This window comes from Bradyrhizobium sp. Arg816, assembly GCF_029989365.1.
In the GTDB taxonomy this organism is placed as follows: Bacteria; Pseudomonadota; Alphaproteobacteria; order Rhizobiales; family Xanthobacteraceae; genus Bradyrhizobium.
This window is the reverse complement of record NZ_JAPRAQ010000007.1, coordinates 189,088-201,590: the sequence shown is the minus strand read 5'-3', so window position 1 is coordinate 201,590 and position 12,503 is coordinate 189,088. Positions and strand designations below refer to the sequence as shown.

General features: G+C 61.0%; 9 protein-coding genes and 1 pseudogene. 9 read left to right on the top strand and 1 reads right to left on the bottom strand.

From position 1 onward, the window contains the following. Positions 1-5 precede the first annotated feature (5 nt). The 4 genes from OWC48_RS19500 to OWC48_RS19485 all read left to right on the top strand — a co-directional run bounded on the left by OWC48_RS19500 (position 6) and on the right by OWC48_RS19485 (position 4,371). Positions 6-593, top strand: a complete 588-nt coding sequence (locus OWC48_RS19500) for a GAF domain-containing protein (RefSeq protein WP_282521413.1) — start codon at positions 6-8, stop codon at positions 591-593. A 40-nt stretch (positions 594-633) separates the two neighbouring features. Beyond that, positions 634-1,242 (top strand): MEDS domain-containing protein, encoded by a 609-nt coding sequence (locus OWC48_RS19495; protein ID WP_282521412.1) that lies wholly within the window; start codon positions 634-636, stop codon positions 1,240-1,242. 124 nt (positions 1,243-1,366) lie between these two features. Next, a complete protein-coding gene (locus OWC48_RS19490) occupies positions 1,367-1,780 on the top strand; it encodes a hypothetical protein (RefSeq protein WP_282521411.1) in 414 nt (137 codons plus the stop codon). Next, a complete protein-coding gene (locus tag OWC48_RS19485; protein ID WP_282521410.1) occupies positions 1,774-4,371 on the top strand; it encodes an excinuclease ABC subunit UvrA in 2,598 nt (865 codons plus the stop codon). Before OWC48_RS19490 ends, OWC48_RS19485 begins: the two co-directional genes overlap by 7 nt. Here the strand turns inward: OWC48_RS19485 and OWC48_RS19480 are convergent. Continuing rightward, positions 4,368-4,684: pseudogene (locus OWC48_RS19480) on the bottom strand (hypothetical protein); the annotation flags it as partial. The gene OWC48_RS19485 and the pseudogene OWC48_RS19480 sit on opposite strands and share 4 nt — an antisense overlap. Before the next feature lie 379 nt (positions 4,685-5,063). Here OWC48_RS19480 and clpB point away from each other — a divergent pair. The 5 genes from clpB to OWC48_RS19455 all read left to right on the top strand — a co-directional run bounded on the left by clpB (position 5,064) and on the right by OWC48_RS19455 (position 12,442). Beyond that, a complete protein-coding gene (clpB, locus tag OWC48_RS19475; RefSeq protein WP_282521409.1) occupies positions 5,064-7,703 on the top strand; it encodes an ATP-dependent chaperone ClpB in 2,640 nt (879 codons plus the stop codon). 136 nt (positions 7,704-7,839) lie between these two features. Next, positions 7,840-8,148 carry a UBP-type zinc finger domain-containing protein gene (locus OWC48_RS19470; RefSeq protein WP_282521408.1) on the top strand — a complete coding sequence of 103 codons (309 nt, stop codon included), beginning with the start codon at positions 7,840-7,842 and terminating at the stop codon, positions 8,146-8,148. A gap of 168 nt (positions 8,149-8,316) precedes the next feature. Next, positions 8,317-9,891 (top strand): aldehyde dehydrogenase family protein, encoded by a 1,575-nt coding sequence (locus OWC48_RS19465; RefSeq protein WP_282521407.1) that lies wholly within the window; start codon positions 8,317-8,319, stop codon positions 9,889-9,891. A gap of 12 nt (positions 9,892-9,903) precedes the next feature. Next, positions 9,904-11,652: an FAD-dependent oxidoreductase gene (locus OWC48_RS19460; RefSeq protein ID WP_282521406.1), complete on the top strand. Its 1,749-nt coding sequence runs from the start codon at positions 9,904-9,906 to the stop codon at positions 11,650-11,652. 256 nt (positions 11,653-11,908) lie between these two features. Continuing rightward, positions 11,909-12,442 (top strand): DUF1931 family protein, encoded by a 534-nt coding sequence (locus OWC48_RS19455; RefSeq protein ID WP_282521405.1) that lies wholly within the window; start codon positions 11,909-11,911, stop codon positions 12,440-12,442. Positions 12,443-12,503: the final 61 nt, after the last annotated feature.

The following is a 12,503-nucleotide window of genomic DNA, read 5'->3' as shown; positions in this document are numbered from 1 at the left end:
AGGCGATGGCAAACCTCGAGGAGCCGCTCGACGCTGCAACTGGGCAACAAATCGCCGTCCTGCAGCGGCTGAGAAATTCCAAGGATGTCGGTGCGGACCTGCTGCGGGTCCTCGATATCGCGATCGGCATAGCGGGTGCCGACATGGGCACCCTTCAGCGCTTCGACGAAAGAGCCGACTGCCTGACAATTGTTGCCAGCCGCGGATTCTCGACCGAAGCCCTGACTTTTTTCGGCGTTGTGCGCCGCGACACTAACACCACGTGCGCTGTCGCGCTCATGCGGCGCATGCGTGTGTTTGTCGAGGACGTCTCAACGAGTTACCTGTTTATAGGCACGCGCGAACTCGATATGCTGCGTGCCGGCGGCATTGCTGCCGTACAATCGACGCCGCTCATCAGCAGTAACGGCCACCTCTGGGGCGTATTCACAACACACTTTCGCGAACCGCAGATAGAGAGCGAGTTCGATCATGCTCGGCTGGATCGGCTCGCCGTCCAGGTCGCGGATAGCCTGGAGCAGCGAGAGGGCCTGGTGCCGAGCCAGCATTTTCACGGCAAGCAGGTCCCGGAGCACTCTCAACCGGGAGGCTGACATGAATTCAACTGCCGAGCCTATTCCTTTTGGACGATCCATGCTTCGCGAGCACCGGCATGTCTGCGCGTTCTTCAGCTCGGCAGTGGAGGAATACGACGCGTTGCTGCCGTTCATTTGCGACGGCATCAACTGCGGCCAGCGCGCGTTTCATGTCCTCCCTTCTCAGCACAGGGAGGATCACCTCAATTGGATGCGCACCGCCGGCGTCGACGTGGAGAAGACGATGAAAAGCCGTCAGCTCGAAGTCGCGCTGCCGGAGGACACCTATCTCAAGACCGGACGTTTCGACAAGGACGCCATGCTCGTCCTGATCCAGGAGGCCCTGAAAGCCGGCACCGGGCTCGGCTTCCCGTTGACGCGGATGATCGCGCACGCCGAGATGGCCGTGGACGATTGGAAGAGCGGCATCGAATGGGCCGAATACGAGATGCGGCTCAATAGCGTTCTGCCAAATTACGACGACCCGGTGATTTGCACCTTCGACGTCAATCTGCTGACGGCGCCCCATGCCATCGATATTTTGCGAACGCACCCTATGGTCCTCATCGGCGGCGTCTTGATCGAGAACTCGTTCTTCACGAGCCCGCAGGATTTTATCCGCGAGGTGCAGTCGCGAACCGGACCAAGCCAGTCCTATCGGGCCTAGCCCGACGAAGCTTCAAGCCCATGTTTGTCGCAGAGCTGCCGTCGCTTCTTGACCATCGTCAATGACAAGAGGGCTCGCCGGATCAACACTCCTTTGCATTCCTGGCGGCACGGCGGAGGTGGTGATGATCAAGAACGTGATGGTACGCCTGGACGGCACGCGGGCCGACGACGCGGACTGGTCACCCCGTCGTTGGCCTGTTTCTGCCGCCGGATCCCTGCCGAAGGCCACAGCGTGTCCGCAGCCGAAGCGGCCCGGCTCGTTGATAAGGCGCGCCGTGAGCGACGAACTCGAAGCCGAGCCCCGGCAGCAACTGGCGCGGCTGCAGAAGCCAGTCGAGTTGCGGTGGTTCGAGGCGCTCGGCGACACGATGGGCGAGATCTTCGCATGCGAAACCCGCACCGCCGATATTTTCGTCGCAATGCGGCCGAATGGCTCGTCACAGGAGCCCGAGCATCTGGTCGAGTGCGTCCTGTTTGGGACGGAACTCCACTCGGCCGTCAAGCGTTTTCCTCGGATCGGCTCGTGTAGATGTTAGAAATCAACAAGCCTCCTTCTCTAAGCGCCGCGGGAGAGGATCTGCGCGGCTTCGTCCGCGTGCGTGGAGCACGCGAGCATAATTTGAAGAATATCGATCTCGAAATTCCCCGCGATGCCCTGGTGGTGTTTACCGGCGTCTCCGGCTCGGGCAAATCGTCACTGGCCTTTGGAACGCTCTACGCGGAGGCGCAGCGGCGGTATCTCGAATCCGTCTCGCCTTATGCGCGGCGTTTGTTTCATCAGATGGCGGTTCCAGAGGTTGATGAAATCGATGGCTTGCCGCCGGCCGTGGCCCTGCAGCAGCAGCGCGGGTCGCCCACCACGCGCTCTTCCGTCGGCAGCGTGACGACGTTGTCCAACCTGCTTCGAATGCTATACTCGCGCGCCGGTGATTATTCACGGCACCAGGCGCATCTCGATGCCGAGGCTTTTTCGCCCAATACGCCGGCTGGAGCCTGTCCTCGATGCCATGGGCTCGGTCGGGTCTACGAGGTGACCGAACGCTCCATGGTGCCGGATAATTCCAAAAGCATTCGCGAGCGCGCGATTGCAGCCTGGCCGCCCGCCTGGCATGGCGGCAACCTGCGCGACATGCTGATTTCGCTCGGTTATGACGTCGATCGTCCGTGGCGCGAATTACCGAAAAAGGCCCGCGACTGGATCCTATATACCGACGAGCAACCGGTGGTCCCGGTTTACATCGGGTATGACGCGAACGAGGTGCGAAGGGCCATCAAACGCAGGGAGGAGCCCAGTTACCGGGGCAATTTCTCCAGCGCCAGGCGATATGTGCTGAACACCTTTGCTACCACTGAAAGCGCGTCAATCAAAAAGCGAGTATCGCGCCACATGGTAAGTACCGAATGCCCGCTCTGTCATGGCAAGCGGCTTCGCCGCGAATCGCTGTCCGTCAAATTCGCCGGCTTGGACATTGCCGATATCTCCAGGATCCCGTTGGCCAAGCTCGCTGACCTCTTGCGTCCCTATGCGGAGGCCACCGCCCCTGCACTGACCAAGCTTAAGGCGCAGCATCCGGAGAAGGCTTTGGTGGTGCAGCGGATCGCCGAGGACTTCGGTGGCCGCCTCACGGTTCTGCTTGACCTCGGACTGGGCTATCTTTCGCTGGAGCGGAGTACCCCGACGCTCTCTCCGGGCGAACTGCAGCGCCTGCGACTGGCAACCCAAGTGCGTTCCAATCTGTTCGGCGTCGTCTATGTGCTCGACGAGCCGTCCGCCGGACTTCATCCCGCGGACACCGAGGCGCTGTTGACGGCGCTCGCACGGTTGAAAGCCTCCGGCAACTCGCTTTTCGTGGTCGAACACGAGATCGATGTGATCCGGTATGCGGATTGGGTTGTCGACGTCGGGCCTGGCGCCGGCGAACTCGGCGGCCATGTCCTCTACAGCGGTCCTCTACAAGGGTTCAAGCAGGTAGAGGAATCGCAAACCCGCCGTTACCTGTTCGGCGACCACATCGTGTCAAACCGTACGCCGCGCTTGCCCAAGGGCTGGCTGCGAGTGCGTGGCGCCAGTCGCAACAACCTCCATGAACTCGATGTCGATTTTCCGTTGGGAGTATTCACCACCGTGACTGGCGTTTCCGGCTCGGGCAAGTCGAGCCTGGTGAGCCAAGTCCTGGTGGAATTGATTGCAAGTAAGCTAGGCCATCCCTTACCGTCGATCGACGATGAAGGCGACGAACTCGAGCGGACCGTCGTGACCACACTCGGCGGCCGGATCGCAAGCGAAATGGAGGGTGTCAAGCGATTGGTGGTCGTCGATCAGAAGGCGATCGGACGCACGCCACGGTCCAACCTCGCGACGTACACAGGGCTGTTCGATTACGTTCGCAAGATCTTCGCGGCCACCAAGTCGGCGCGCGCCCGTCACTATGACACTGGACGCTTTTCCTTCAATGTTGCCAAAGGCCGCTGCGAGACCTGCGAGGGCGAAGGCTTTGTTTGCGTTGAATTGCTGTTCCTGCCCAGTGTGTATGCACCGTGCCCAAGCTGTCATGGCGCTCGCTACAACGCTAAAACCCTTGAAATAGAATACCGCGGCAAGAACATCGCCGCCGTACTGGGAATGACGGTCGATGCCGCCTTCGCGTTCTTTGCTGAGGAGGCGCAGGTACGCCGGTCCCTCGATGTGCTGCGGCAGGTTGGCCTCGGCTATCTGCGACTTGGCCAGCCGGCGACGGAGCTTTCCGGCGGCGAGGCCCAGCGAATCAAGCTTGCCACCGAGTTGCAGCGGACGCAACGTGGCCAAACGCTCTACGTCCTTGACGAGCCCACCACGGGACTACACCCGGCTGACGTCGAGAAGCTCATCGCACAACTCGACGGGCTGGTCGAATCCGGCAACACCGTCATCGTGGTGGAGCATGACATGCGCGTTGCCGCCGGCAGCGACTGGGTCATGGATATCGGCCCGGGTGCAGGTGACGAAGGCGGTCATGTGGTGGCGTTTGGCACGCCTGCCGAGGTCGCTGGATCGTCCATAAGCCGCACTGCGCCATGCCTGTCGCGGTTCAGGGCTCGGCTCGCGGCCGACGCGTCAACGTCCAGTCGCCTTGCGGCACCACAGTAAGATTGCGGAATGGGCGCCAAAGGCGGTGTCTGTCGGCCCGAAAGATCAAACGTCACTTCGTCGACATACCACCAGCCCCACCCTTCCGGTGGATCAAAGGCTTCGATGATCGGGTGTCTTGTCGCGTGAAAGTGTTTTTGTTGCGTGCCGATCTGTCGACTGGTCGCAGCAACCGACATGGTCCCAGGGTCCCAGGTGCAGAAAATCCGAGGATGCAACCAGGGTCGCCCGACTTCAGGCATATTCTTCGCACCCCAAAGGCGCTCGGAATAAAGTCAGGGATTGCCGAGAGATGCTTGCAAAGTATCGCCATCTTTAACTGACGCGCAATGGCGCGCCGCTCTCCGTTTCTCTCAGTGTTAATCCAATTGCAAAGCTTAAGCAGCTTCAGCTCGACGGCCGCCGCGCGACGGGCGTGGTGGTTTCGGCGATATTGAGCGTCAACTGTCGCAGTAGGCGCCAGCGTCGGCGATGAAAGCCGCTTGGCGAGTTGACGAATGTCAGTGCGAGCTTGCCGAAACCCAAAGAACATGCGGTATGCGTGCCTTTGCGCATAATTCGCTAAGCGGCGTGCGGTTGGCGAGCAGATCGTGGATCTTCAATACTTTGATCGCGATCGAACGAAAAACCGGTACCCTCCTTTTTGCTGACCGCACTTCGGGGGCGGAGCGGCACGCCGAAGGAAGACGACGATGAATATTGAGCACTATACCGAGCGCTCGCGCGGCTTCATCCAATCCGCGCAGTCGCTGGCGATGCGCGAAGGTCATCAGCAGTTTTCGACCCTGCATCTGCTGAAGGTCCTGCTTGATGACAGCGAGGGCCTTGCTGGCGGTCTGATCGACCGCGCCGGCGGCAATTCCCGTGCAATCCTGAAGGCGACCGAGGATGCCCTGAACAAGGTGCCAAAGGTCTCCGGGGGCGGTGCCGGGCAGGTTTATCTTGCACCCGAACTGGCGCGAGCGTTCGACGCGGCTGAAAAGGCAGCCGAGAAGGCCGGTGACAGCTTTGTCACGGTTGAGCGGCTTTTGCTCGGGCTCGCCATCGACAAGAATAGCGAGGCCGGCCGGCTACTGGCGAATGGCGGCGTTACTGCGCAGAACCTAAATGCTGCGATCGAATCCTTGCGAAAGGGCCGCACTGCGGATTCCGCGACGGCCGAGAATGCCTATGACGCGCTGAAGAAATATGCCCGCGACCTGACCCAGGCCGCGCGCGACGGCAAGCTCGACCCGGTCATCGGCCGCGATGAGGAAATTCGCCGCACGATTCAAGTGCTCTCGCGCCGGACGAAGAATAATCCCGTCCTGATTGGCGAGCCCGGCGTTGGCAAGACGGCGATCGCCGAAGGCCTCGCGCTACGCATCATCAACGGCGACGTGCCGGAGAGCCTTCACGACAAGAAGCTGCTGTCGCTCGACCTCGGTGCGCTGATCGCCGGTGCAAAATACCGCGGTGAGTTCGAGGAGCGGCTGAAGGCCCTGCTCCAGGAGGTCACCGCGAGCAACGGCAATTTCATCCTGTTCATCGACGAGATGCACACGCTGATCGGCGCCGGCAAGGCCGACGGCGCAATGGATGCCTCCAACCTGCTCAAGCCCGCGCTCGCCCGCGGCGAGTTGCACTGCATCGGCGCGACTACGCTCGACGAATACCGCAAGCATGTCGAGAAGGATGCGGCACTTGCACGGCGCTTCCAGCCGATCTTCGTCAGCGAGCCCAGCGTCGAGGACACCATCTCGATCCTGCGCGGGTTGAAGGACAAGTACGAACAGCACCATGGCGTTCGGATCACCGATTCCGCGCTTGTTGCGGCCACGACCCTGTCCAACCGCTACATCACCGACCGTTTCCTGCCCGACAAGGCTATCGACCTGATGGACGAGGCGGCTGCGCGGCTAAAGATGCAGGTCGATTCCAAGCCTGAAGAGCTGGATACGCTCGACCGCGAGATCATCCGGCTCAAGATCGAGCAGGAAGCGCTGAAGAAGGAGAGCGATCTTGGCTCCAAGACGCGGCTTCAGGCGCTGGAGAAGGAGCTTGCCGATATCGAGGAGAAATCTGCGGCGCTGACCGCGCGCTGGAGCGCGGAGAAGAACAAGCTCTCCAACGCCCAGAAGCTCAAGAGCGAACTCGATGCGCTTCGGGTCGAGCTTGCCAATGCGCAGCGGCGCGGCGAATTCCAGAAGGCCGGCGAGCTTGCCTATGGCAAGATTCCGGCGCTGGAAAAGCAGCTCGCCGAGATCGAGGCCAACGAGAATGCGGGCGCCACGGTGGAGGAGGCTGTGACCGCCAACCACATCGCGCAGGTGGTGTCGCGCTGGACCGGCGTGCCCGTGGACAAGATGCTCGAGGGTGAGAAGGAGAAGCTCCTCAGGATGGAGGAGCAACTCAGCCAGCGCGTGGTGGGCCAGGCCGAGGCCGTGCATGTGGTAGCGACCGCCGTGCGCCGCTCGCGCGCGGGCTTGCAGGATCCGAACCGGCCGATGGGCTCGTTCATGTTTTTGGGCCCCACCGGCGTCGGAAAAACCGAGCTGACCAAGGCGCTCGCGGAGTACCTGTTCAACGACGAGACCGCGATGGTCCGCCTCGACATGTCCGAGTACATGGAGAAGCACTCGGTCTCGCGGCTGATCGGTGCGCCCCCCGGCTATGTCGGCTATGACGAGGGCGGCGCGCTCACCGAAGCGGTGCGGCGCCGGCCTTACCAGGTGGTGCTGTTCGACGAGATCGAGAAGGCGCATCCTGACGTCTTCAACGTCCTGTTGCAGGTGCTCGACGACGGCCGCCTGACCGATGGTCAGGGCCGCACGGTCGATTTCCGCAACACGCTGATCATCATGACCTCGAACCTCGGTTCGGAGTTTCTGGTGAATCAACCGGAGGGCGAAGACACCTCGGCCGTGCGCGAGCAGGTGATGGGAATGGTGCGGGGACATTTCCGCCCCGAATTCCTCAACCGGGTCGACGAGATCATCCTGTTCCACCGGCTGCAGCGAAGTGAGATGGGCCGGATTGTCGAGATCCAGTTCGCCAGGCTTCAAAAGCTGCTGGACGATCGCAAGATCACGCTCACCCTCGACGCGGACGCGAGGGATTGGCTCGCTGCGAAGGGCTGGGACCCCGCCTACGGCGCGCGGCCGCTGAAGCGGGTGATCCAAAAGTATCTGCAGGACCCCCTGGCCGAGATGATCCTCGCAGGCGAGGTGAAGGACGGCGACAAGGTTGCGATCTCGGCGGAAGGCAATGTGCTGACATTCAACGGCAAGGCGCCGCAGACGGCGGAAATAGCGCAGTTCAACGCGCCATCTCCGAAACGGAGATTGCACTGAACGGCCTGCCTGGACGCTGGCATAGCGTTCTGCGCCGGGAGAGTATCAGACCTGGTAGGACGAGGACGGTTCGCTCTGCAACGGGCGGAGATCGAAGTCAGACAGAACGCAGCAAACAGATATCGAGCAGGATAACATGGCACAGCGTTGCAGGCACTTGGCAGAAATTCATGACGTCGTCCCCAGTTCTCTTGGTTGTGAAGAATGCCTGCAACTGGGCGACCCATGGCTGCACCTGCGCGTCTGCCGAACCTGCGGTCATGTCGGTTGCTGTGATCAGTCGCCCAATCGGCACGCGACGAAGCATTTTCATGCAACCGGTCACCCAATCATCGAAGCTTATGATCCGCCCGAAGGCTGGGGCTGGTGTTATGTTGACGAAATGATCTTTGACTTGTCGGACAGGCCGACGCCGCAACTAGGTCCGATCCCAAGATTTTATTGATGCGCCGCACCGCGCTGCACGATCAGAGGCCCCGGACGCGTGGGAAACCGTAAAAAACAGTTGATGTTGCACGATGCTTTCCGGCGTTTGCGTTGACGGCTGTCAAGGTGGAGCGTCGCTCTACGCGTCATCGTCAGCTGCGATAGCCAACTTGCTAAGGAGATGGACATGGTCGCGCGCAGTGCCAACCGTAGTTCCGATCGACAAGAAGCCATAGTACCGGATGGCACCAAAGTTCAAACGAGACATCCGCAACCTTATGATCAGTTCGAGCTGCTGCCGATCGCCGGGAACTGGCGCCATGGCCAGGCAGAGCAGAGGCTGGTCGACACGAATCCTTTTACCGGCGATGACCTCCTCGAAATCAAGCAGGCCGATCGTCACGATCTTGATGCGGCGTTTGCAGCGGGTGCCAAGGCTCAGGTGGAGTGGGCCCTCTCAGCACCAGCAGCGCGGGCGCAGGTATTTCGTCGCGCGGCAGACGTGATGGAAGCGCGCCGTGGCGAAATCGTCGACTGGCTGATCAAGGAATCAGGCAGCACGCGACTGAAGGCGAACCTTGAGTGGGAAGTAACCCATACGGTCATGCTGTGGGCGACCTCGGTGCCCCATGCGGTCGAAAGCCGCTGCATTCCGTCCGACATTCCGGGCAAGGAAAATCAGGTGCGGCGCAAGCCGGTCGGAGTGGTCGGGGCGATCAGTCCTTGGAACTGGCCGCTCCATCTAAGCAATCGCACCATCGCGCCGGCGCTCGCGGTAGGAAATGCTGTTGTGGTGAAACCGGCAAGTGATACGCCCGTAACAGGCGGATTGTTGTTGGCGAAAATCTTCGAGGAGGCCGGCCTGCCGGCGGGGCTGCTCAGCGTCGTTGTCGGCACGGGCAGCGAAATCGGCGACGCTTTCGTCAGTCATCCCGTTCCACGAGTAATTTCGTTTACCGGCTCGACGCCGGTCGGCCGCAGGATCGCGGAACTTGCGGCGAAGGCGCCGATCATCAAGCGCGTCGATCTGGAACTCGGTGGCAATGCTCCCTTCGTTGTGCTCGCGGACGCCGATCTGGATCAGGCCGTCGAGGCCGCAGTGTTCGGCAAGTTTCTGCACCAGGGCCAGATCTGCATCGCCATTAACCGTCTCATTGTCGAGGAGCCCGTCTATCACACGTTCGTTGAGCGCTTTACGGAGCGGGTGGCGAGATTGAAAGCCGGCAATCCCAGCGATGGCGATACCGTGATTGGTCCGATCATCAACAACTCGCAGCTTCAGAAGCTGGTGGCACGCGTTCGCCGCGCCCGCGACGACGGCTGCAAACAGGTGCTCGGAGGCGAGCCGGACGGTTTCGTGTTGCCGCCGCATGTTTTCGTGAACGTCACTAACCAGATGGAACTTGCAGCAGAAGAAATATTCGGCCCGGTGGCGCCGATCCTCCGGGTCGGCAGTGCCGAAGAAGCCTTGGCTGTGGCCAATGAAACAAGTTTTGGACTAAGCGGCGCCGTATTCACGCGCGACGTGCACCGGGGCGTGCACTTTGCCGAACGAATGCAGGTCGGTATGGCCCATGTCAATGATCAACCCGTCATCGACTTGCCGACCTGTCCGTTTGGCGGCGAGAAGAATTCCGGCATTGGCCGCTTCAACGGCTCTTGGGCGATCGAGGCCTTCACGACGGACCAGTGGCTGACCGCGCAGCACGCGCCGCGAGGCTTTCCCTGGAGCGCTTCCGCCGTGCAGGGGCCGTGGTCATGAAAGGCGCATACGATGGACGAGCTATCCAACACAGTTGTCGCTGGTTTCCAGACGAGCAGCAACAGCATGCTTGAGTCCCGCCGCGAGCACATGTTTCCCAAGTTCGCGCCGGACGAGATCGACCGCATGCGCCGATTCGGCGAGATCCAACACTATGCCGTAAATCAATATCTGTTCCGGACGAGTGAGACTCCGCCGGGCATGTTCGTCATCATTGCCGGTCGGGTATCCATCGAAGGTCGCGATCTAGCTGGACGGGCGGAGAAAATCGTGGAACTGGGTGCTGGCGAATTTGTCGCCGAGGTCGCGCAACTCTCCGGCGGACCCGCCCTGGTTGATGCGCGCGCAATCGAGCCCGTTGAATCGCTGGTCTTTCTGCCAGCCAGACTTCGCGCTCTGCTGATCGCCGACGTTCAACTCGGCGAGCGCATTATGCGCGCCCTTGTTTTGCGACGAGTGTTCCTGATCGAGGCCGGCGCCGGCGGCCCTTGTCTCATCGGGCACGACGGCCATCCCGGAATGGTGCGTCTGCTGGAATTTTTGGCGCGCAACGCCTATCCGCATCAGGTGCTCGACCCCACCAAGGATCCGGATGCGCAAGTATTCTTGAAGCACTATCCCTGCAAGTCGGAAGAAATGCCGCTGGTGGTCTGTCCGAACGGGGCAATCCTGAAAAATCCGAGTGAGACCGATTTGGCGCGGGCCCTGGGGATGGTGCCTCCGGATCTCGAAGGGCGTCGATACGACGTAGCAATTGTCGGTGCTGGCCCAGGAGGACTTGCGGCTGCCGTGTATGCGGCATCCGAGGGTTTGTCAGTCGGCGTCTTCGACGCACGGGCGTTCGGGGGGCAGGCCGGTGCCAGCAGCTGCATCGAGAACTACCTGGGATTTCCGACGGGAATTTCAGGCCAGGCGCTGGCTGGGCGTGCCTATGTGCAGGCCCAGAAATTCGGCGTAGAGATGATCATCCCCGAAAGAGTCACTAACCTTCGTTGTGAACACTATCCATTCGCGATCGAGCTCTCCGACGGTCGGAGCATCACCGCGCTGAGCGTGGTGATCGCGAGTGGAGCGCGCTATCGCAGGCCAAATATACCGAATTTGGAGCAGTTCGAAGGGCGTGGAGTTTGGTATTGGGCCTCCCCGATCGAGGCTCGTCTATGTCGAAACGAGGAAGTGGTGCTAGTCGGCGGAGGCAACTCCGCAGGGCAAGCGGCGGTGTTTCTAAGCCGCTTTGCCAAGAAGTTATGGATGCTTGTGCGAGGATCCAGCCTCTCCGAAACTATGTCGCAATATCTGATCGACAGGATCGCGGCGACAGAGAGTATCGAGTTACTCACCTGCACGCAGATCGTAGGGTTGTCGGGTAACGAGCAGGGCCAACTCGAACGGGTCCGCTGGCGTGACAGGACCGGTGCGGAAGTCGAGAAAACGATCCGCAACGTCTTTGTGTTCATCGGTGCGGAGCCCGCAACAGAGTGGCTGAAAGATTGCAATGTCAGCCGCGACAGCAAGGGGTTTGTGCGAACAGGCATGAACATCCCCCCTGACGACCTTTTATCGGCTGACGGCGCGAGCGTGCCATCGCTCGAGTCGAACGTGGCGGGTGTGTTTGCCGTGGGTGATGTTCGTTTCGGATCCGTCAAGCGCGTTGGCGCGGCGATCGGCGAGGGAGCCACCGTTGTGCAGCAGATTCACGCGTTTCTTGAGACCGCTCGGACCAGCGGAAGCGAAGAGCCGGTGCAGGCCGCCGCGGCGTGATAGAGATGAGATGGCAGCCGAGATGGCCTATCCGCTCGCGAGAGCCTCCCAATGTCATGCCTCCCCCGCATCTGTCCGGCCGCTGAACTGGTAGCCGGCCATCCCCGATCGTGTGGATCTCGTCGTCGTAGCTGGAGACGTCTGCGAGCAGAGGCCGCAACGGCACCGCGCCGCGCTATCCCAATAGGGAGCGATGTCTATGGCGTAGCAGCGTTGACGGTCACTAAGCGGCCCGAGACGAAAGGACTCCGCGCATATGACGCCTGTCAATGCGGCTGGCGGCGAAAAATGGCAAACGTGCCTGATGATCGCGCAACTTCCTCCTGACAAGTCGCCGCCGCCGCGCCCAGAGGGCGTGCGGCAGTTCCAGCGACTATTTCGCGAGGCGGCTGGTCTCAACTTGGACAAGGCTGACCTTAAGCGCTACGAGGAGTTCATCGATCACAGGATTTATCGGCTGCTAATGCGCGCCGAGGCCGACGCCAAAGCTGGCGGCGGCGTCCTGATCGAGCCCTGGAATCTCCCGATCACGGCCGGGCTGCAGGAATGCATCGAGCAATTCAGGAAAATGGATGAAACGATAGAGCTGGCGCCGATTCTCGACCGTCTTGCTCATCGGCCGCCGCTGCAATTCAGCTATAGCGACGAGACCGAAGCAATGCTGCCGGACCTTGCCGGGGGACTTGGCGTCGCGGTCGCACGCGCATTGAAGATTATCGAGCCGGATTTGAAAAATCCGCAGACCAAACACTGGGAACTCGCCTCGCGGATCTTCGAACTGCTGCTGTAGCCTGTCGCACCCAATCCTGCCGGAGTTCGCACACCGATATCGGGTTCATCTGGCGGTGATC